The organism is Pseudomonas sp. LB-090624 (assembly GCF_003205205.1).
Taxonomy (GTDB): Bacteria; Pseudomonadota; Gammaproteobacteria; order Pseudomonadales; family Pseudomonadaceae; genus Aquipseudomonas.
The window spans coordinates 55,022-75,875 of record NZ_QJRL01000027.1 but is presented as its reverse complement, the minus strand read 5'-3'; the positions used below and the strand labels follow the sequence as shown (position 1 = coordinate 75,875).

The 20,854-nt window shown below is 60.4% G+C and carries 22 protein-coding genes; 14 read left to right on the top strand and 8 right to left on the bottom strand.

Going from position 1 to position 20,854, the window contains the following annotated elements; all coding sequences use genetic code 11:
• Positions 1-738 (top strand): hypothetical protein (locus DMX11_RS20950; RefSeq protein WP_256590648.1); only part of this gene is annotated, 738 nt, incomplete at its 5' end.
• 219 nt (positions 739-957) lie between these two features.
• On the opposite strand, the gene DMX11_RS20945 is transcribed toward DMX11_RS20950, so the two are convergent.
• Positions 958-3,351: a TonB-dependent siderophore receptor gene (locus tag DMX11_RS20945; RefSeq protein WP_110746381.1), complete on the bottom strand. Its 2,394-nt coding sequence runs from the start codon at positions 3,349-3,351 to the stop codon at positions 958-960.
• Between the two features lie 169 nt (positions 3,352-3,520).
• Here DMX11_RS20945 and DMX11_RS20940 point away from each other — a divergent pair, with 169 nt between their 5' ends.
• From DMX11_RS20940 to DMX11_RS20895, 10 genes are all read left to right on the top strand, one after another.
• Positions 3,521-4,291, top strand: coding sequence for a nuclease-related domain-containing protein (locus DMX11_RS20940; RefSeq protein WP_110746379.1), 771 nt, complete (start codon positions 3,521-3,523; stop codon positions 4,289-4,291).
• A gap of 352 nt (positions 4,292-4,643) precedes the next feature.
• Positions 4,644-5,162, top strand: coding sequence for a type IV secretion protein IcmW (locus DMX11_RS20935; RefSeq protein WP_110746377.1), 519 nt, complete (start codon positions 4,644-4,646; stop codon positions 5,160-5,162).
• Positions 5,155-6,012: a hypothetical protein gene (locus tag DMX11_RS20930; protein WP_110746375.1), complete on the top strand. Its 858-nt coding sequence runs from the start codon at positions 5,155-5,157 to the stop codon at positions 6,010-6,012. Before DMX11_RS20935 ends, DMX11_RS20930 begins: the two co-directional genes overlap by 8 nt.
• A 12-nt stretch (positions 6,013-6,024) precedes the next feature.
• On the top strand, positions 6,025-6,780 hold the full coding sequence (locus DMX11_RS20925) for a hypothetical protein (protein ID WP_110746373.1): 756 nt from the start codon (positions 6,025-6,027) through the stop codon (positions 6,778-6,780).
• A gap of 46 nt (positions 6,781-6,826) precedes the next feature.
• Positions 6,827-7,918 (top strand): hypothetical protein, encoded by a 1,092-nt coding sequence (locus DMX11_RS20920; protein WP_256590647.1) that lies wholly within the window; start codon positions 6,827-6,829, stop codon positions 7,916-7,918.
• A 7-nt stretch (positions 7,919-7,925) separates the two neighbouring features.
• Positions 7,926-9,101, top strand: coding sequence for a hypothetical protein (locus DMX11_RS20915; RefSeq protein WP_110746368.1), 1,176 nt, complete (start codon positions 7,926-7,928; stop codon positions 9,099-9,101).
• 13 nt (positions 9,102-9,114) lie between these two features.
• On the top strand, positions 9,115-10,251 hold the full coding sequence (locus DMX11_RS20910; RefSeq protein ID WP_110746366.1) for a M23 family metallopeptidase: 1,137 nt from the start codon (positions 9,115-9,117) through the stop codon (positions 10,249-10,251).
• Positions 10,252-10,395: 144 nt separating this feature from the next.
• Positions 10,396-11,598 carry a hypothetical protein gene (locus DMX11_RS20905; protein ID WP_177410772.1) on the top strand — a complete coding sequence of 401 codons (1,203 nt, stop codon included), beginning with the start codon at positions 10,396-10,398 and terminating at the stop codon, positions 11,596-11,598.
• 88 nt (positions 11,599-11,686) lie between these two features.
• Positions 11,687-12,112, top strand: coding sequence for a hypothetical protein (locus tag DMX11_RS20900; RefSeq protein ID WP_110746362.1), 426 nt, complete (start codon positions 11,687-11,689; stop codon positions 12,110-12,112).
• A gap of 15 nt (positions 12,113-12,127) precedes the next feature.
• On the top strand, positions 12,128-12,556 hold the full coding sequence (locus DMX11_RS20895) for a hypothetical protein (RefSeq protein WP_110746360.1): 429 nt from the start codon (positions 12,128-12,130) through the stop codon (positions 12,554-12,556).
• Between the two features lie 66 nt (positions 12,557-12,622).
• On the opposite strand, the gene DMX11_RS20890 is transcribed toward DMX11_RS20895, so the two are convergent.
• Both DMX11_RS20890 and DMX11_RS20885 read right to left on the bottom strand, forming a co-directional pair.
• Positions 12,623-13,369: a hypothetical protein gene (locus tag DMX11_RS20890; RefSeq protein ID WP_110746358.1), complete on the bottom strand. Its 747-nt coding sequence runs from the start codon at positions 13,367-13,369 to the stop codon at positions 12,623-12,625.
• A gap of 199 nt (positions 13,370-13,568) precedes the next feature.
• Positions 13,569-14,150, bottom strand: a complete 582-nt coding sequence (locus DMX11_RS20885; protein ID WP_256590646.1) for a hypothetical protein — start codon at positions 14,148-14,150, stop codon at positions 13,569-13,571.
• 145 nt (positions 14,151-14,295) lie between these two features.
• Here DMX11_RS20885 and DMX11_RS20880 point away from each other — a divergent pair, with 145 nt between their 5' ends.
• Positions 14,296-14,643 carry a hypothetical protein gene (locus tag DMX11_RS20880; protein WP_014592445.1) on the top strand — a complete coding sequence of 116 codons (348 nt, stop codon included), beginning with the start codon at positions 14,296-14,298 and terminating at the stop codon, positions 14,641-14,643.
• Positions 14,644-14,663: 20 nt separating this feature from the next.
• On the opposite strand, the gene DMX11_RS20875 is transcribed toward DMX11_RS20880, so the two are convergent.
• Both DMX11_RS20875 and DMX11_RS20870 read right to left on the bottom strand, forming a co-directional pair.
• On the bottom strand, positions 14,664-15,317 hold the full coding sequence (locus tag DMX11_RS20875) for an OmpA family protein (RefSeq protein ID WP_110746353.1): 654 nt from the start codon (positions 15,315-15,317) through the stop codon (positions 14,664-14,666).
• On the bottom strand, positions 15,314-15,805 hold the full coding sequence (locus tag DMX11_RS20870) for a hypothetical protein (RefSeq protein ID WP_110746350.1): 492 nt from the start codon (positions 15,803-15,805) through the stop codon (positions 15,314-15,316). Before DMX11_RS20870 ends, DMX11_RS20875 begins: the two co-directional genes overlap by 4 nt.
• A gap of 291 nt (positions 15,806-16,096) precedes the next feature.
• Here DMX11_RS20870 and DMX11_RS20865 point away from each other — a divergent pair, with 291 nt between their 5' ends.
• Entirely contained in the window at positions 16,097-16,630 is a 534-nt protein-coding gene (locus tag DMX11_RS20865; RefSeq protein WP_110746348.1) for a hypothetical protein, read from the top strand.
• Between the two features lie 38 nt (positions 16,631-16,668).
• Positions 16,669-17,922 carry a DUF6685 family protein gene (locus tag DMX11_RS20860; protein ID WP_110746345.1) on the top strand — a complete coding sequence of 418 codons (1,254 nt, stop codon included), beginning with the start codon at positions 16,669-16,671 and terminating at the stop codon, positions 17,920-17,922.
• A gap of 32 nt (positions 17,923-17,954) precedes the next feature.
• On the opposite strand, the gene DMX11_RS20855 is transcribed toward DMX11_RS20860, so the two are convergent.
• From DMX11_RS20855 to DMX11_RS20845, 3 genes are all read right to left on the bottom strand, one after another.
• Positions 17,955-18,386, bottom strand: coding sequence for a hypothetical protein (locus DMX11_RS20855; RefSeq protein WP_256590645.1), 432 nt, complete (start codon positions 18,384-18,386; stop codon positions 17,955-17,957).
• Between the two features lie 111 nt (positions 18,387-18,497).
• Complete coding sequence (locus tag DMX11_RS20850) at positions 18,498-20,321, bottom strand: DUF2235 domain-containing protein (protein WP_110746340.1); 1,824 nt, start codon at positions 20,319-20,321, stop codon at positions 18,498-18,500.
• A gap of 28 nt (positions 20,322-20,349) precedes the next feature.
• Positions 20,350-20,802 (bottom strand): hypothetical protein, encoded by a 453-nt coding sequence (locus DMX11_RS20845; protein WP_110746337.1) that lies wholly within the window; start codon positions 20,800-20,802, stop codon positions 20,350-20,352.
• Between the last annotated feature and the right edge of the window lie 52 nt (positions 20,803-20,854).

The window sequence follows — 20,854 nt, the reverse complement described above, 5'->3', positions numbered from 1 at the left end:
CGTGGTTTCTCTGGTGAGTGTTTGGTCTTCGCAAACTCAACGTTAGCCAAGAACCACGATGACCATCCTCTTTCGCCTGCAGGGCGCCTTCGGCTGGTTCAGTTACACCACTTCCCGGGACACGATCGAGCTGGTGCGTTGAGCGGGGCGTCCACGCTCGTCTTGCTAGATACCAATGCCTATCTACGGCTGGCGAAGCGTGTACGCCCCATGCTGGGGATTGCGTTTGGGCAGAAAAATTATGTTCTGACCATCCTGAAAGATGTAGAAGACGAAGTGCATCGAAGTGGTGCGCTGAAATTCAAGTTTCCTTGGTTCGACGCTGAGGATTTAGCGGCTGAGCGACTTGCGAAACAGGTTCGCCTTAGCGCTGACGAGAAAGGCCAGTTGGAGGCCGCGCAAAGCGTGTTGCGTGGTTGGGTCTTGATGAATCCGGTGAGCTACACCACGGCAGGCCGCTCGCCACCCTCCCCAACAGACTGCCGAGTGCTGGCTTTTGGTCAAATCCGCAGTGCTATCGTGGTCACGGACGACTTGGGGATGCACATGCTGGCGAAGGACTTCGACATTCCCGTCTGGCATGGCCATGAGCTGCTCAAGAAAATGCTGACAGCCAAGCTCATTGACAACGAGCAAGTCAAAAGGATCTTCGAAGCACTGGAGCTGAATGGCGATCTGACTGAGACGTGGCGCCAAGCCAAACATACTGCTTTTGTGAAGCTGTTCGGTAAGCGTTGAAGGTAATCGCTAGGCAGGCCATTCAAGTCGCCATGCTCTCCGGCAGGAGCAGCCTTATGCTGCGAAGATACTGCTCAAAGCCAGAAATTTTCCCCGGCAGTACCGCCCTCTTCGCAGCTCAAGGCTGCTCCCACAGGCCACATACACGCCATGTGGTTCCAGTGCGGCACCGGCGTTGCCGGTGGTCGTGGGCTGCGTCCGTGCATCCCCTCACCCGCCTTACCAGCTGTAACTCACCTTGGCCGTAATCTCACGACCCGGGTTGTAGTAATCCGCCGTCCCCGACCCCACCACATGCTGTTCATCAAACAAGTTGCTCACATTCAGCGCCAGGTCTGTCCCCTTGGCAATCTTGTAGTTGAGCGCCGCATCAAACAGTGTGGTGCCATCGCTTTTCTTGGTGTTGGCAGCATCCATGTAATAACCCCCGACATAGCGCGCACCCAGGCCAACGCTCACGTCAGTGGCGGGAATGTCGTAGTAGCTCCACAGCGAAGCAGTATGTTTGGGCGCGACGGTGAATTCCTTGCCCTTGAGCGAAGAGCCGTCATACAGCGAACCGCGCAGCACTTCAGTCTCCATGTAGGAATAAGCACCGATCAGGCTGAGGTTTTGCGTGACTTGCGCCTTGGCTTCCAGGTCCAGGCCGCGTGCGCGCGACTCGCCCACCGTTTGCTGTTCGATGATGCCGCTGGGCAGCACCACGGCGATGGTGACGTTTTCCTGGGTCAGGTCATAAACGGCAGCGGAGAACAATGCGTCCATGCCCAGCGGCGAGTACTTCACGCCCACTTCGTACTGCCTGCCGGTCTGCGGGGTAACGCCAACCTGAGGCGGCGAAACCGATTCCACCATGCTTATGTAGGTCGACACTTCGTCGTTGACGATGTAGGTCAGCGCACCGCGGTATGAGGTTTCAGAGAAGTTGTCGCTTTGCTTGTTCACGCCACCGACGTATTCGGTGCTGGACAGGTCCATGGAGTCATTACGCACACCGGCAGTCGCGATCACACGGTCGTAGAACGACAGGTTCTGCTGCAGGAACACCGCCTTGGTGGTGGCGTCGTTTTTCTTGCGGGTGTAGGGCGTGACACCACCGGGAACACCGGTGAACACTGGGTTGGCAATGTCGATGGAGGGGGCAAGGCTGTATACCGAACTCTGTTTGGTGCTCGAGTCCAGGTACTCCACACCGACCAGGGTGCTGCTGTCGATGTGCTCGAACTGGGCATCGTACTGCAGCATCAGGTTGCCGTTGAGCTGGTCGGCATCGCTGTCGGTGCCGAAAACGTAGCGCGGGATGGTGGTGCCGACGCGCGCGGCGCTGTCGCTCAGGTAGACATAGCCGAAGTCATCGCTCAGCTCGCTGTAGCGCAGGTTGCTGCGCAGGGTGAAGCCGTTGTCGAAGTCGTGGGTGATGTTGCCGCTCAGGCTGGTGCGTTCGACATCGTGGAAGTTGTAGCCGGGCTCGCCGTAGAAGTCGCTGCGGTCGTACTCCTTGTCCAGCGGGTAGCCACCGCTGTTCGGCGAGCTGTTGGTCTTGAGGTAATCCAGCACCACCGTGGCCGAGGTGAAGTCGGTGGGTGCCCAGGTCAGGCCGCCCATGACGAAGCGGTTATCGTCCTGCGAATGGTCATACTCGCGGTCGCTGTTCTGCATCTTGGCCGTGAAGCGGCCGGCCAGGGTTTGTTCGTCGTTCAGCGCATCGCCTACATCGATCCCGGTTTCGGCATGGTCGTAGGAGCCGTAGGTCACGTAGCCTTGGCCAAACTTCTCGAAGCGTGGTTGCTTGGTCACGAAGTTGACCGAGCCACCCGGGTCTGCCGGGCCGAACAAGGTGGAGTTGGCGCCACGCAGGATCTCGATGCGCTCGTAGGCATACGGGTCTTCGCGCACACCACGCATCGAGCTCAGGGTCAGGCCGTCACGGTAGGTAGTCGCCTGGAAGCCGCGGATCTGAAAGTAGTCGTTGCGGTCGTCCGAGCCATAGAAGTCACTGACCACGCCTGGGGTGTACTGCAGGGCCTCCTCGGTGGTGCTGACGCTGCGCTGCTGCATTTCCTTGTTGGTCACCACAGACACGGACGCAGGGGTGTTGAGGATGCTGGTCGCCACTTTGCCGCCCACCCACAGCTCCTTGGCAACCACCGAGTTGACGTCATCATCGGCGCTGGCCTTGACCTTGGCATTGATGATGACCGGCGCCAGGCGGTAGTCCTCGGTCGCGCCAAGCTCCAGCGGGCCGGCAGGCTTTGCCTGGGGGATGACCAGGTAGGCGTTCGGGCCCTGCTGCTCGACCTGCAAGTCGGTACCCTGCAACAGCGTCGACAGTGCTGCCGATGGCGCCAGGCTGCCCTGCACGCCTTGGGTCGTGCGATTGGCCACGTTCTGCGCATCGAAGGACAGGCTGATACCTGCCTGCCGGGCAAAGCGGTCCAACGCCGGTGCCAATGCGCCGCCAGGGATGTTCCACTGCTGCATCTGGGTGTTCTGATCAGCGCCCGAGGTTTGCGCCAGCGACGGCAATGCGTGGCTGCTCACTACCAAACCCAGAATTGCAGCGTGCAAGGCACGGTTCAATGGATGGCGCTGTGGTACCGGTGTCGAACTCATTCTCTAGCTCCGTGGAGGGTCGGCAACTGGCCTGTATTCCGGCCTTATCCACAGGCCGAACGAGAATGAGAAAACACCTCATTTATTTTCGCTGCTGCGCAATGCCATCGTGCTATCACGTCAATTTCGGTAAAGTCCGCAGCCCCATGGAACCTTGGAGCAACTAGAAATGGACTTCATCGCAGTTATCAGCCAGAACGCGGGCACCCTCAGCTGGTTCGTCCCGCTCGTCATACTCCTGATGGTACTTAAGCAGCCCGCGACCAAGGGGTATCTTGGCGAGCTGCTGGTGCGCTACTTCGTCTGGCTGAAGCTGGACGAGCAGGTCTATCGCAGCCTGCACAACATCACCCTGGATACCCCGGACGGCACCACGCAGATTGATCATGTGTTCATCTCGGTGTACGGCATTTTCGTGCTGGAAACCAAAAACATGAGCGGCTGGATCTTCGGCAGTGAAAAGCAGGCGCAGTGGACGCAGAAACTCTACAAGCGCACTTTCAAGTTCCAGAACCCGTTGCGGCAGAACTACAAGCACCTCAAGGCGCTGGAGGCAACGTTGGGCGTCGACGCCACGCACCTGCATTCGGTCATCACCTTCGTGGGTGACAGCACGTTCAAGACCGCAATGCCGGCCAACGTCACCCAAGGCAGCAAATTCATTCGTTACATGAAGTCGTACGAGGAAGCGGTTTTCAGCGAGGCCGAAGTCGACGCCATGTTAGAAGCCCTGCAGGCCGGACGCCGCGCGCCGACGCTTGCCACCCATCGCGCGCATGTGCAAAACCTCAAGCGCCGCAGCGACCCGACAGCCGAGCGGCAATGCCCGAAATGCGGCAGCGCCCTGCTGGTTCGGAGCTACAAGTCGGGCACCAAGGCCGGCCAGCAATTCTGGGGCTGCTCGGCATTTCCCAAATGCCGAATCATGCAAAGTCTCTGAGGCAGGCGTTCACGCCGTAGGGTCAGGCCCGCCCTCCTCCTGACCGGGTCCTCCCTTTCTCCCACCTCACGCAAACCCTGCGCACCAGCCGCTGATTACGCGCCACGAGCCGCTCCCGAATGAGCAAGGCCTGCAGCGTATCAGCGGCCACCCTCCCACTGCGCAAGCCACGCCAATCAAGGCATCCAACTGAATCTTCAGGTGCGAACCGCCCGCTGCACAGTGGCCATTTGCCAACATCGTGCACTTGTAATTCCCATGTCAAAAAGTTGATACGCCAGCATTTTTGATACAGAATTAGAAACAGGATGCATTTTAGCGTATTTCAGTATGCTTTAACCGAGTGCAGGGAATGGACGAATACACAACCGCCGGTGCGCACATACCGCCCATCGACTCGCTGGACCTCACGGCACACGGCGTCCTTGGCCATTTCGCGAAATCGTCGCGCAATGCCCTGCTGGTGAAGTTTCTGGTGACCATGGACCACCTGGACCGCTGGACGGTGGACTTCGACGAGGATGCCCCGGCGCATCAGTTCGAGATCCAGTTGCTGATGCAGGAGCTGCAGTCGTTCGTCGAGACCTATGCACGCGTCCTGCATCAGGTTCCACAGGCCTTTGCCGAGCTCCTGGCCCACCTCACCTCTTCGCGCTGCATGTACCTGGTCCGTTATGTGGCGCAGCACAACGACGCGTTTAGCGATGCGCTGGCGCCGCTGCTGGCTGGCGACCTGTCACAACTCGCTGACCTCACGGCATTTCGCCGCCGGCTGGATGCCTTCAGCAAAGCTCACCTGCTCAGCGAGATTTTCTCTGCAGAGCGGCTGCGCGAGATTTCACAGATCATGGAGAGTTACGCAGATGTATGACGGACGACTGAACCCTGTCGCTGTGGCAGTGGGCAAATCTGTGGGCAAGCGCGCGGTGCTGGGGGGTGTGCTGGGTGCCTGGCTATTGCTGGCCGGGCCGGCATTCGCCGCCACCAGCAGCCTGGACTCCACGTCCAGTACCCTGCTCTCGGAGCAAAGCTCCGTGGTGGCCGAGGCCATCAAGGCCGACGCCCAGGACTGCGCCGACGGCACCAAGGAGGGGACGATCGGTGCCTCCATCAACGACGCGTTGAGAATCCATACTGAACTGGCCGCCGCAACGCCCAATGTCGAGTCGCTGTTCAGCGCCACGGCGGATTGCTTTGGGGGCCTGGGCAGCCTGTTCGACCTCTCCGGCTCCATCCCGAGCCTGGGCTCCATCTTCGCGGCAGCCCAGCAAGCGGTATTGAAATACGCGCAGAAGAAAGTCTGTACCGCGGTACAGCAGGTTTCTTCGATGGTCACCAGCCCCATCAACCAGGCGATCGGCAAGGTCAGCAGCGGCACTTCACTGGCGGACCTGAACGGGCTGACCAATGGCCTGGTCAGCAAGGGCATGAGTACACTCGACCCGGAACTGGGTAGCAGTTACCACAGTACCCCCGCCGGCTACGAGGCCACCTACACCGTCGACGTCAACCCGTTCAACTACATACAGACCGACTTCGGCGGCGGCGCCAGCACGGGTACCGGTACCGGTACTGGCACCACCACCAGCAGTGCAGCCACCACCAGCACCGTGGCGCCTGCAGCGAGCACCTCGTCTTCGAGCACGTCGAGCAGTACCAGCAGTTCGTCGTCCGGGTCAGCCAGCGGGTCGTCCGGCTCGGCTGCAGGCCTGTTCAACTAAAGGGGGCTGGCGATGAAGAAAGTCGCGGCAGTTCTGGCCGTTGGCCTTGGCCTGGGCGCTACGGCGCTTCCGGCCCAGGCACTGACCTGGGCTTCGGTGCTGACATTCATCAGCACCATGCAGAGCGAGATGAGTGCCTGGTCGGTGACCGTCAAGCAGACCGCGTTGTCCGCCAACGTGGTCTCGCAAATGGACAACGATTCGAAAAAGCAGCTTGCCAACGCAGTTGGGGCCATCGAGATGTCCGACCGGGCGATGGCGGCCGTGACCTCGTTCGACTCCGCAGTGGGGCAACCGGTCACCAGCAAGTGCATCGCCCAGCAGCAGGGCAAGCTGATGGTCGAAGCGGTGTCACAGCGGGACAAGGACGCAGCCCGCCTGATGGCGACCTATTCCTCCCAGCGGGTGGGCTCCAGGGCAGTGGCCGACCGGGAAACCCTGGCCATGCACCGCGACAACTACTGCAGCGTGTCCGAAGCCAGGCAGGGCATGTGCACGCTCAACGCCAACGGCATGCAGGGCTGGGATGTGGACTACGCCGGGCCGTTCAGCGAAATGACCCTCGCCCCGGAAGGCGAGACCGCAGCGTATGCGTACACCGCCATGATCACGGATCAACGCGCGGAAGCGCACATCGACTGCACCACGGTCGCCTGCAATGCTGCCCAGTCGCAGCAACTCGCCGCCTCGGCCATGACCGCGATGGCTGCCAACTCTCTCGTAGGGCAGGTGACGGACCGTCGCGTGCCAATGCTCACAGGGCAGTGATATGAATTTTCGGCTCAAGCTAGCCAGCATTGTCGTGGGATCGACAATGCTCTCGGGTGTTTCCTACGGTGCGCTTTACGGTTTCGGCCCTGCCGAGATGTGGACCGCTGCGCAGATCAGCGCGCTGTCAGCATCCGTGGGTACCAACATCACCACGTTCGGCACGACCTTCGGTAACCAGATGACCATAAAGTTCGAGCAGATCATCTCGGCCGTGGCCGTAGCCACCAAGCAGGAAGCACTGTCAGCGAGTGTGGTCGCGGACAACAGCAGGCAAACCGCCGAGCAACTGATCAATGCCAGCCGCGCGCAGCAACAGAACGCAGCCGCGACCAAGGCCTACCTCGACTTCAACGCAGCGACCGGCCAAGGTTTCGACCCTTGCGGCACCGTGATCAAGAACAAGTCGATGGACATCGCATTCACCAGCATGGCGGCCAAGGCCAAGGCAGCTGTCGGTGAGCTGGATGCCTCTCCCGGTCGCCTGGTGGCTTCCACAGGCAAGGCGATGCAGCAACGCCTGCAAGAGCACCGCGACAAGTTCTGCACCGCCGCAGAGGCAGATGCCGGGCTGTGCACGCTCAGTTCGCTACCCGGTGGTGACACCAACGCCGCCCTGCTGTTCGAAGCCGCGGATGCTGACTCGCTGGCCACCGAAGCGCGTACCGCCTACATCCAGCACGTGATGGGTCCACCGGACGAAGCCTTGGTCAAGGCCGCTGGCGCTACGCCCGCCGGCGAAACCTACATGGTGCAGAAAAACCGCAAGGACTCGATGCTGTCTGTACCGGCCTACAGCCTGTCGATGATCAACGCCGCCAACACCCGCAGCACGGAGTTCGGCGGCAAGTCCCCCAATGAAGTGCTCAAGCTGCGCGTGAACCAGTACTTCGGTGGCAAGGAAGCGCAGGAATGGTCGGGCAACCTGGCCCGCCAGACCCAGCGCGGGTTGCTGGTGGAGGCTGCCAAGATGGGCGGCCTTGAAGTCTGGATTCATCAGCAGCAGTACGAGCAGAACCAACGGCTGCTCGCCAACCTGGCAACGCTGGTAATCGCCTCCTCTGACGGCCTGGACGCCCCGTTGGAAGCGCGCTACCAGAAAGTGTTGTCTGAAACAGCAGCGCAGTCGGTACAGTGAGGTGCCCATGAAAAAGGATTTCGACGCAGCGCGTGAAGCGCGCAAATGGAAGGTCTCGCTGGGTGCTTCGCTTGTGCTGACCTCTACGCTGGCTTGGGCCTATTGCCCGCCCCAGTATCAGGAAAACACCGTAGCGCCGGCATTCACTGCAGCCACCCAGACACTCAACGGCCTGGTGTCCGGGGTAGATGCTTCGCTGTCAGCCCTGCTTGAAACCGAGAGCCAGCGCCTGACCTCGGCCATCGCGATCCTGACCAAGCAGAAAGCCCTGGCGGCAAACCAGATCGCAGAAGCTGGGCACAATGCCGCCCAGCAAACGGCGACGGGGCTCAAGGTGCTGGCCCAGACCCAGCGGGTCAAGCAGTCACGCTTCGACTACGGTGGCGAATTCGGCCAAGGCTTTTCGCCTTGCTCGGTCTACGCGACGCGAACGCTGATCAGCGCCCGCGATGCCGACATGGGCACCGAAGTGCGCCAGCGGGTCAAGTCCGAGATCGTGGCGGCACCAGGCACCTACGCCGAGCCCATCAGCGCCCAGGCTGCGCTGGTCAAGGCGCGCAAGCAGTTCTGCACCCAGGACCAGGCAGATTCAGGCTTGTGCGAATCGGTCGGCTCGCTGCCGGGCGCCGACCTGACCGTGGCCACCCTGTTCGAACCCGTCATGGAAAACGAGCCGCTGTACCAGGCGAAAGTCGGGTTCGTCAATAACGTAGCCGGCCTGCCGGACGGCCCGGTGCCAGCATCGGCGGGCAAATCCGCAGCCACCGAAGACTATGCGCTTTCCAAGGCCCGCAAGGATGCGCTGGTGTCGCCGGCACTGGCCAGCCTCAAGGCAATCCAGCTCGACTATTCCGGCGTGGAAGGCACGGAAACAGGCACCGACCTGCCACTGGCCGTGCACTTTCGCAACGAGGTCAAACGCTATTCGGGCAATACGTCTCAATATGACAGCTGGGCCCGGGTCATGGCCGCACAGAACGAGCGAGGTGCGCTGATCGAGATCTTGAAGATCAAGGCGCTGGACCTGGCCATCCAGGAAAAGCAATATCGCCAGTACGAAAGCATGGAGGCTCAACTGGCTTCGCTGGTGTCCATGTCGGTAACTGCCGCGGGTGCGCAAACCCAGACCAGCCAAGCGGCAGCAGATGCCGCCAAGCAGAACGTGCAACAGAGCGTGCAGTGACGGAGCGCAAGGGATGAACAGAACGATCTTGCGCGGCCTCGCCGGCCTGAGCCTGCTGGCGTGTGCCCACGGCGCCATTGCGGACACCTGCATGGTGTCCCCCACCGACAAGGAAATTGTTTCCGGCCGTTTCGGCAAGTTCCGGGGTGGCGGCGCGGCCAACCACGGCTCGGCCAACCAGAAGGCACACATGCACGATGGCCTGGACTTTTCCACCAGCGGTACATCGCAACCGGTGTACGCCACCACCGAGGGCAAGATCACCTTCGCTGGCTCTCGAAGGTCTGCGGGTAATGCGATACTGATCCAGCGGGCCAATGGCGATATCGTCGCCTACTACCACCTCAGCGGCTTCGCCAACGGCATCAAGCAAGGCGTCACGGTCAAGCCGGGGCAGCAACTGGGCCTGTCAGGCAACACCCCCAGTACGTCCATGGTGAAGCACTTGCACTTCACCTATGGCACCACGAAAAAAGACGAGGCCAGGGCCAAGGCGTTCAGGGAAAATGCTCACCGAGGGCCATTCAACCCGGCGCAGTTGCCTTCCGCCGTGGTCAGCCCGCAGGCTGGCATTGGCTGGAAGACTGACCCGGCCCCCTATTTCTGCCAAACTTACGCCATCCAGGATGGTCATCCCGAGCATTACCCAATCCTCGGTAAGGACACCAAAGCGCAGCACCAGATCCTTTTCGGTAATGTACCTTCGGGCGGGGTTGCGCCAGACTCCACGGTTGAGCCTGTCCAGGTGGCAGCAGCCAACGCCGATGCAGCGCTGGCCGAAGCGGATGGCAAGACGCCCGCGATGTACTTGTCCGACGCTGATGGCTATGGTGCCTTGCCGACCGCTCCGATCGGTGGCTACGACACCATGTCGGTATCAGAAATGCTGGCGACCGAAGCCTCCCGGCGCTTCAGCGATGCCGAGTGGAACAACAGTATCACCCATGTTTCCAGCCGCGCCCTGTGGGTCGACTACAACCGGGCGGTAGGTGTCGGCAATTATTTGTCGGAAGCGATTTATCGCAAGAAGGAAAAAGTTGAAGCATTGCTTGCCGTTTACGCGTCGCAGAAATTGGCAGGTCAACGGATTCAGACCGATGGGGCCCAGCAGCGAGCCCAGAAAGGAGCTGTTTCCAGATCCATTGAATAACGCGGCGCCCACGAAAGGTAGACACAGATGGAACCCAAAGAACTCGATAAGCCTGATCAAGCCGTCGCTGATTCTGCTGCCGGGCAAACAGCCCAGCCAGGGCGGAGTTATGCAGGTATCTTGGTCCATCATGGCGCAGCGCCCTTGAACGAAAACGGTGACAGCGAAAACGTTTACAGCATCACCCTGAAAACCGCTGAAGGTAACCTGACCTTCCAGGATCCCAGTTTTGCCGAGCTCATGAACGACTCGTCCGTGCAGCTCGGCGACAGTGTGCGCCTGGATCACCAGGAAGGCGCCTGGAGCGTGCAACAGATAGATGCCGCTGCCTTGAAGGCATTCAATGCGCAGGCTGGTAATCCGCAAACGCCCGGTAGCGCGGAACCGGCCAGCAGCAGCGCACAAAAAGATGCCGCTGACATTGATCCAAGCGCACTCGATGCGCTGATGAAGGTCGTGGGTGAGATGAAGGCGAAGGACGCTTCACTCGACCCGGAAGAAGTGCGGCGCATCAATGAATCGCTGAATGAACCAGCAGATGCTGCCGGCAGCAAAGCCTCCCAACACGCACAGCGCGAAAGTAACGGCGCAGAAGCGCTGTTGCAAGGCAGTGCAGAACTCGTAGGCGGCGTGGCGTCGTTGACCGGGGCAGCCCTGCAAGGCATTGGCAGAGGTGCAAGCGCCCTGGCCAATGCCTGGCGTGACGGCTCGAAGCCCGCGGAAGTCGAAGCTTCTTCCGCGCCAGCAGGGCCTGACGAGATGATGGGCCGAGTGCAGGTCCTGCCCCGTCTGTCCGAGTACCGGGTGGACCAGGTTGAGAAAGCCGCCGGCAATTACGAGAAGGCACATACGGCGTTCTGGAACGCTGGAAACATGCCCCAGGTTCGTGAGCAGATCGAAGCACGTGCCGAGCAAACCGGGCTGACCGTGCCGGAAGTGATCGAAAAGATGAAGCCGGACGGTGAATTCAATGACCTGCATGAGACGTTCGTCGAGGCAGTCGGGCAGTCACCGGATGCCCAAACCCACAAAAAAGCCATGGACAAGGCACTCACCGGCTGGACCCGCCAGTATGGGCGGGCCCAGGAAGAGCTGCTGAACCCCGAAACCGAAGGCAACCCGCATTATGACAAGCTCAAGGCCCGCCTTGAGACCTCCAGCGAAAACATCCACGGCAATGCAGGTAACACTCCGGCATTCGAAGGGGAAACACAGTCGCATCTGGAGCGCCTGCAAGAGTCGATGCAGCGCATCTTCGAACGCTTGAAGGAGATGGTGCAAGGGGTCGTCAACATGGTTCGCAACAAGGCCGGGGGCAACTCCCAGGACAATGACATGGCGCCTTGACACCTGCTCGGGCCGCCAGGCTGTCCGGCCAGCTGATACCTAAATGGAGCCTTCAAGGCAGACGTATTCACCACGCAAGGAGAACGGAATGACCGAGTACAGCAGCTGGAAAGAAATCACCGCCACGCCGGAGGCGCACCTGGATTTCCTGCGGGTGATCGACGGCAAGCTGGAAGAAGGCCTGGGTGGCAAGAACCTGTATGAAAAGCTGTCCAAGGACATCATGGTGGAAGGCAAGGCCTTCAGCCAGGCCTTCCACCTGAACAAACTGGAAGCCAACTCGTACGGCTGGGATACCGACGAGACGCCGGACCCGGTGAAGCTCGAGATCGTCGAGTTGACCTCGAAGATCAAGGAGGCGGACCCAGGCTACGACCTGGCCCACTTCACGACCGGCTATGAATACATGATCAGCGAGATGAAAGAGCGCGGCGTGGAAGTGAATGCCGGCCTGGACCACAGCGACCCAGTGCCGAAGAACCGCAGCGGCTCGGACTACGAGCCTGGCATGTGACGCCTGGAGGTACCTGTGAAAGCGATCATTTCCCTCACGCTGGCCGTCGGTATGTCGGCGCTGGCGAGTGCTGCCCAGGCCCAGGAAACCCCCGGGGCCGAGGAGCAATGGCAGGAGCTACCGCGCAATACCACCATCTACGTGCCGGTGCCCAAGCAGGTCACGCCGGTTGCGGCTTATCGTTCGTGCTCGAACCGCTACGAGGGTGAGCGCTGCGATTTCTCCACCCCTCGCCAAGGAGTGGTCGAAGGCACATGCCAGGCACCCGAAATGCGACAGCCGCCAGCCTATGGCTACGAGACGCAACAATACCCCGCCCAGGTGCGCACTGCCTTGGTTTGCATGCCCGTCGAGGCCCCGGCTGCTGGCAGCCCGGACAACCCGGGCCACGAATCGCTCCAACCACCTCCGACAGCCCCACAAGCGGAGCAGCCAGCACCCTAGCCCCTCACGGCTGATCCAGCAAATCTGGCGCAACCCCAGGCCTTGTGTCGCGCCTGTCATTCATGATCACGGGGCAGAGTCATCGACATCCGGGCCGGGTGCAGCCGACTGCAACATGTCCATGATGAACCGCTGCGTTTCCGGCAGCTGCCTGCCGAATACCTCATCCAGCTCAGGGGCGAGCTGGATATCGCCTGCACGCAAACCCTGTGCGACCTGGTCCTGGTAGTGCGTCACAAAACGTTCGCGGATGTCACGCGCTTCGGGGCTATCGCCACCCGTCAGCTCTTCCAGTAGCCCTTGCACTGCCTGCATGAACACCAGGCTGCGCTTGTATTGCAGGTGCTTCAGCCGGGACTGCTCCAGCGCAGCTGCGTAATGCATGTCCATCACCTCGAGCCTTGCCTGTAGCAACTCATTGCTGCTCTGCAAGGCTGCCAATGCTTCTGACTCGCTAGCCGTCGGTTTAGCGTCAGCGCGCTTGGCCGCGCCGGCGACCTCGGACAATTGCTGGTACATCAGGTCGATGATGGTTTTCTGGCGCTGCACCACTGTCCGAAGCTGCACCGCCTCCTCGAAGTACTGCCTCACGTGCCCCCTGAGCGGCTCCAGTTTCTCGTTGGCACAGGCCACCCCTGCGTCCCAGCCTTGCGCATAGCCTTGAGAGCGCCCCTCATCGAAGCCCTCTTTACGACCTTGCTGGCGCCCCTGACTGCGCCCGACATGCAGGTTGGAAATTGCATGATCGAGCGAGCCGGTATATCCACCATCCAGGCCGCCACCAGGTCTCCCCGCACCCCAGTTATGGTCCATTTGCTTCCTCGCTTAAGCTGCTGCCGCCCTTGGCGGCTGGATGTTTTCCAGAGCATCCCTCACAACGTCGGGTCCGGCGCGTCATCCTTCAGCGTTGCTGCCGACTGCGCCATCTGCCCATGCTCCCTGGATCGGCGCGTCCCTTGAACATGCGCCGCTAGATTCTGGTCAATGCCAAACCCGATACTGTCCACCGAGTTCAACGCGTGGTCTTCACATCGCTCCCAGCTGCTTGCTGGGCTTCGGCCTGAGGCAAGGCGAAATCGGCGAGCCGATGCAGGGCAACCGCTACCCAATCGCCACCGAAACGCTTGTCCTCCAGCACCGACTTCAGCGCCAGGATCGGCACACAGTGCCCTGCCTCGCCTTGGACATAAAAAGCAGCCATCCATTCGGGCAGCAAGTGTTTTATATCTTCGTGGGTTTCCACGCTGAACACCAACGCAAGAATACCAGGCATGGTTTTGACCTCCCGGCTGGGCAGCGCGTCAGCCAGCCAGAAGGCCACCTCGCCGAGCTGGCCAGCCTGGATCGGCAACAGGGCAACGACCTTGTGCCCGTCATGATCAACGACAATGCCTGGTTCAAGATCGAGCGTTCGCGCGCCGAAGCCGAGCGCTTCCCGCCGAATGGGCAGCGACTTGAGGAAATGCTCCAGCAGCGTATACATCTCGAAAGCGACCGGAATGTCCTTCTGGATGGCCGGCGCACTCTTGGCCATCACACTGACGAAGCCGCCACCCGCCTGGGCGAGAACATCGCCACTGATGGCCTGCGCCACGAAAGCCTCGAGTTCATACAACGAATACATGGTCCCACTCCCGCGCAACGGCTCGACTAGACTGAACTTCAACCTGCTGGCAGGTCCAAAAACCTCAGTCGTTCGTGTTTTGTATGTTTGCAGCCCAAACTTCAAGGATGTACCAATGACCCATCAGTTTCACTGTGCATTTCATCCCGCGCCGGGCAATGACGGTGGCGTGCTGAACATCGGCCCCGCCTCGGTCAGCATCGATCTGGAAAACCTCTGCCTGTTCGCCAATGTGGTCGGGCAGATCGAAAAGCGGCGGGCGGCCGGCGTAGCCAGGTCAGAGATTCTCGGCGAGTGGGTAGGCAGTGAAGACATCGACTGGGCGCATATCGGCTTTCACCCCTGCCGCGAGAGCTACAGCCTGCGTTACAACGGCGTAGCCTGGGAGGCGCCTGCCGACGCCACCATCGCCGCTGCCGCCGAGGCACGCTTGTTCCTCGATAACATGCGCCTGCAGGCCTGACCTGACGCGGCCCTTGCTGCCTAGCGAGCGAGGGCCGTATTCGCCTGGTACTGACCGAAGAACTCGAATTCAACCCGGCGGTTGGCTGCACGGCCAGCGGGGGTGTCATTCGCGGCGATGTAGTCGCCCTCCTGCCCCTCAGCGCTGATTTTCGCCGCTGCTACGCCACGCCGAACCAGGTACATCTTCGCCGCCTGCGCCCTGAGCAAGGCAACCCGGCGGTTTGCCTCCACCGTGCCCACACTGTCGGTAAAGCCGACGATCTTCACCTGCAGCGCGTCCTGCGCCGAGCGCACCAGAACGTCGCCATCCTCGGCGCTGGGGCTGAAGCGTGAGTGGCCGAACGCAAAATTGAGCGTCATGTGGTTGATCGAAGTCTGGATCTGGTCCTGCCGCGCCCTGATTGCCAAAAGCTCCTGACGGCTGCCATTGGCGTCGGCCTCAGCCGCAGCCAGCCGCACCCGCAAGCTCTGGATTTCGCTGTTCAGGGCATTGATGGTCTGCTGCATTTGCGCGGTGTTCTGCCCTTGCGCCGAGGGTGCCACATAGGGCACCGGCGCGGCGGGGCTCTCCACCAGCTCGAACCCTGCGAAAGCCTTCGGGGCAAGTGCCACCGAGAGGGCGGCAAGTACCAGCGGCAGCAACCTGCGAGGGGTGGAAACGAGGGTGCTCATACATCTCTCCAATATCGCAGGATCACGAAAACGATGGCCGACCAGGCATACCCCAGCAGCAATACCAGGATGCCTGCCAGCAGGTAGATACGCAGCGGGTCCGTGGCATCCTGGCCCAGCGGCTGAAGCCCGGGAACCAGGGTGGCCGGGAACCAGGCGAACAGCAGCGCCACCAACGGTGCGAGCCACAGGCCAAGGCGCAGCTGACGATGGTCGCCCCCGCGCGTCCACCAGGCGTACCAACCCAGGCTGAGCAGGTAGGCAGGCAGCAACATGACGCTCAGCAACAGGGCTGAAAAGGACAATGCCGCGGCGTAGAAGCGCGGCGAACCTTGGGCCATTTCACCCATCAGGGTCGCCACCACCGCAATGGCAAAAGCAACCAGCGCCACCTGCAGAGGCACCGACAGCAGCCACAGGGCTGCGCGACGATCGCCCACGGCCGTGAGGCCTGGCTTCACGGCAGGTGGAGGTAATGCGTAGGACATGCCTGGAAACTCCTTGTAAGGGTCAGCCGGACGGCCAGATTCAAAAGAACTGCCGTTGTGTGCCAGCCAACGTTCAACATCCTGTCATCTATCAAAATGACCTGTTAGAAAAATGTCGAAATTGATGGTGAGTATGAATTTGAGGCCTTTTGCCGTCAAGGTTTGAATCTTCGTCACGCGCAGGCTCTCACTTGACCAAGCGCAGGGCGTAGCGCACACTCGAGGCATGTAAAAAACATTTTTCTGACAACCAGAATTGATAGCACTTTGTCATCCAGAAGGATCTGCCGCATGAAAACTCTGCACCTCGCCCTGCCGCTGCTGGTTTCGCTCGCCTGCACGTCGGCGTACGCCGCAAAGATCGATCAGGCCGAAGCCAATGCACGCATCACTCAGGCACTCACCTGCAAGCGCAACGTTTCCCCTGAACAATTCGAGGCACTGGTCAAGGCGGCCAACGGCAAGGCCATCGTGCAGGCCTCGGACCTGTCCGACGGCGAGTACACCGTGCCGAACCCGCTGGACGTTTACGGCCGCGCCGTGACCAAGCTTGCAATGCACCCAGGCTCCAATGGTGAAGGTGACTTCGACACCTACTCCGGGGCATTCACCGGCGAGAGCATCCAGGCAGTGGCCAAGCTGGCCGACATTCCCAAAGACGAATTCGGCCAGTACAAGAAAGAGGTCGGTAACCACGACCTGTGGCTGTATGAAGATGGCAACAGCACCTACATCAGCTGTTCGTACGACATGCGCACAGTGGTGAAGACCATCAAGAGCACAGCTCGCAAGGCAGCGGATGCGGTACAGCGCGCCACCCAGTAACGCCTCGCGAACCTGTATGCGCTGAAAGGAGTCACGCCATGAGCTTCAGGACACTGGCTGCGAAGTTTCTGGAAACGGTCAAGGACGACCTGGGCATCCCTGCCCGTTTACGCCGGGTCATCGCCGACACCCCCAAGTTACGCATGAGGGTGGATGACCCCGCCGCCGTCATTGCCTCATCGAGCGTGGTGCGCTGGCATGAGTGGTCGCAGCGTATCGGTTTCGGCCAGGGCAGCGAACAGAACGGTGAGGTCAGGGGCTGGCGCGCCAGCGACGGCCATTACCACAGCGAGCATCGGCAGATCGCCGCACTGGCGCGGCTGGGCAAAACCGAAACCCTGCCTGAGTTCGCGTGTGACATCGGTGATGTGACTGGCCTGTCCGCCTCCAAATCCGAGCTGTACCGGTTTTTCTCCCTGCAACAGATGGCCGAGCAAGCCTGCCAGGCTTTTACCCGCGACATGAGCCAGGAGGGGCTTGCGCAGAACCTGCGCTGGCCGGAGATCGGCATCGTGCATGGCGGCAGCGACTTCATGGTGCGGTACGACTGGGATGATGGCCTGTACCTGGCCAACAGCGGCGGCTCGCACCACTTCGTCGCCGCCCGGCATATCGCCGGGCAGCTGCAGCAGCCGGTTGCGCTGCAGGGCCGCCTGGTTCGCAACGGCCTCGATGCCGGGGCCGCCGCTCAGCTGAACGATGAGTACGCCATCTATGCCGTGAACAAGGACGCGTTCTTCAATGATGCACTCGATGCCCTGCGCGACTTCAAGGCCACTCACTACTGGGGCGACCTGCCGCAACCGTACGACGACGGTATGGCGATCTTCCTGCCCAGAGAGGAAGCGCGCTCACGCAAGGTTGCGGAAATTTTCGCCAGCGAAGGGTTTACCGATGTAGGTGAAATGCTGGTGGAACTGGCGTCGCCGGATGCGGCTGTGGAGCGCCGGGCGCGCCAGGAAATATTGCGCGCGCGCATTGAAGCCCTGCCAGGCCTGGAAGCAAAAGCCGGGGTGGCACACCTCTTCGGCAAACACGCTGCAGCCGCCCTGCGCGATGAGCTGCCGACACAAGTGGACTGGCAAACCGTGGAGCAGGCCACCCTGGATGAAGCCTTCGGCATTCACCAACTCGACGCCCAAAGTGTTTACGAAGCGCTCGCCCAACATAGCCCGGGCGCCGTTTCGAGGCATTCACTGCAAACACTGCGCGCCACAGTCGATGGCTACGCGGCGCTGCATGAGCGCCAATTGGCCAACCTGCCTACGCCCGAGGCACCAAGCCCCGACTGAGTGCGGGGACGCCTGGTCACTCCGCATTCAACTCAGCCAGAGCAATATTGTCCAGCCAAGTGATGAATGCGCGCTGCGGCTTGCTCCTGAGCACGAGCCTGCTCGCAAGCCCACGACAGCGTCGCCGAATCAGGAACATGCCCAGTGATAGCCTTTTTAGCGATGAACCACAGGGCGCGCATGACAAACAGCGGATCTTCAGTCAGTCGCGTATCTCCCGAGGTCTGCAGGTAAGCAACCAGCGCCTGGGTCGCACTGACCAATCCCTTGTCCTGACTGAACTGGACCAATGTACCCAATGCCTGCGGATGCATTGAAGGATGAATCGTCAGCGGCGTGCAGCGTTCGGAATCGAGCAAATCCCAAAACGTTACGCCGTCCTTGCAGACCATGCCCACACGGCGACCACCCGCCATGTCATCGACCTCGATGAAGGTGCCTGGCTGGTATTTGTGGATTTTCATCTTCTCGCCCTTACCGATTGAATGGCCGACCACCGCCGGCAACAGGTGCATTCTAAGCAAGCAGGCAGCAAAAAACTTTACTACTGTGCTTGGCGAAACTCAGCCTGACCATCAGGGCTCGGGAGCTTGCCAGGTAACAGTTCGCTGCAACTCAAGGGGGACTGGGCGGGCGACCATCGCACGCCCCAGCGGCTTGCCATCTTCCCCGGGAATTTCGTAATCATCCGTCAAACTGCCTTCCGGCCGCTCGGCAATCCATCGCGCTGCCTGCTTGAGGCCATCGTGAAGGAAACCTGCCTGCGCATCTTGTGCCACGTGCTGCATGTCGATTGCGATCAGGACACCGCACTCTCCAGCGAACGTCGGCGCCTCATAGGCAGCCTCCAGCTCGCCCACCACGTTGCCGTTGGTGTCGTGGAGCATGATCGGGTCACCCACACTCAGGGGGCCTCGATTGCGGGCATAGTCACCGGCATCTTCGACAATACGGCTGGCCTCGTACTCGAAGCCTAGGTCCGCAAAGGCCGATGAGCCTTCGTGGTCGATCCGAAGCACTGCATACCTAGGCGGCAGGCTCGGGGTTGGCAGCGGCACCTCTTCAAGGCCGAGCCGTTGAATGTGCTCTATCTCTGGCTTCGAGCCCGCGAGCAATAACGAGAGTTCAGCCACTTGCTTCCTTGACTGCGCAGCCTCTTGTGCCTCGAAGCGTTCTTGTCGAGCCTCTACTGTCCCGCTAAAGCTGCTATCGGGCTGGTAGTCAGGCAACGACGAAGAACCTTCGGCCTTGTCGCTCCACCCGAAGAAGTTCTGACCTAGCTCCTTGCCGATGCGTCGGATAACTGGCTCGCCGCGCGAACCATCATTTTCAAATATGACTTTCCGGCCGCTCACCGCGTGATCGAAGGGCTGTTTCTGCCACTCCAGGCGCTCCAGAATTGTCCACCCCAGCACATTGGCCGTGCCACGCTCCGTCGGAAACGGTCGATTGTTGAGCACTGTCCAGGACCCGTTTTCCTCGCGCCTGAATGCTTCATTGCCTTTGAGCAATCGAGAATCGATCAACGCATCCTGCAACCGGTCAGGGTGCTTGATCAAAGCGTTGTATTGTTCGATGCGCTTCATTTCTTCCGGCGGCAACGGCCCCAATTCGACGCCAGCAGACTTCAGGCGATCGTACATGAAGGCCAGTGGACCAGCAGCCAGCAAATCGTTGCGGTAGCCGCCCCCAACTTGAGAGTGCGCGCCTGCGAACTTAATCTCTTCAACCCTTGAGTTGTCGTCGTTACGCAACGCGCTGGTCAGCGGAAACGTCGTACGATACTCATGCATTGCCACCAGGTGAGTGGTCGACTTTACGTTCCTGCTTATTTCCAGGTTCTTGTCAGGGTGGCTTTCCGTTATGGGCAAGCCGTAGGAGGCAACAGTGTCGAATATGGCGAGCTTGTTCACCTGCGCCTGACCAGGCGGAATCAGGTACTCCCGGGTCGCTTTCCACTGGCTATCAAGCTTAGGTATACCCCGATCAATGATCTCGTTCGCCAAAGCACGTGCTTGCGCTGCGCCGCGACTGAAGCCGATCAGGTTCAGGTCGACCTGCAGATCCTGGTTCTTGTTACAAAACGCGACAACGGCCTCGTAGGCTTGCTCGATACGGCTGTCGCCACCGCGCCCGGTACCACGCTCGATCAGGGCAGTCGGTGTGCTGCGCTGATGGCTACCCACCCCGTCGAAATAGAGCTTTTCTGAAAGACCCAGGTAATGGGCGGAATCATAGGCGACGGGCGCATGGCCGGAGTTTCGGGAAAGGTTGGTACCTTTCGCCGCATCACACTCATAAAGACGGGCCACGTTGGTGTGGCTGCCCAACGGTTTGTCGTTGTCCTTGCTATTAGCCGTACCGTCAAAGTACACGCTAAAGTATACGGTCTTACTCATGTCATATCCCTATGAACAACTGCAAGCGTCAGCCTTCATTCAACTTCAGAATATGGGCCTTTATGGCCGCACCGGCCCGTTCGATAAAGTCGCCGAAAAACGCCTTGCCCAAGGCCCGCAACGGTGAGCCGTCCAATGAATCCGCAGCCGCCTCCACGGTGACAATGGCAAACTGCTCGGCAATTATTTCGACACTACGCTTGCGCATCCAGGGCTCGTCATACGGCTTCTGATACCACGTGGCGATCTGGTATTGAATGTCGTCCCTCTCAAATGCCTGGTACAGATGCTCGGCCAGCGCGATAACAGTTTCGCGGATCAGACCGGGATCAATATTGTGCGCTTCAAGCAGCGCCTCCACAGGGGCGTTGGCAACTGCCATTAGGTCCCCAGTGGTGTAGCCTGGCATCGGTGGAAATACGCCGGGAGGCAACTCAACACCCGCGCCCTTGTTGTTGCCCACGTTGTCCTCGTCTTGCATATGAACACCCTCATGCTGCATACCAAATACTGATTACCGAGGCTGCTTCAGT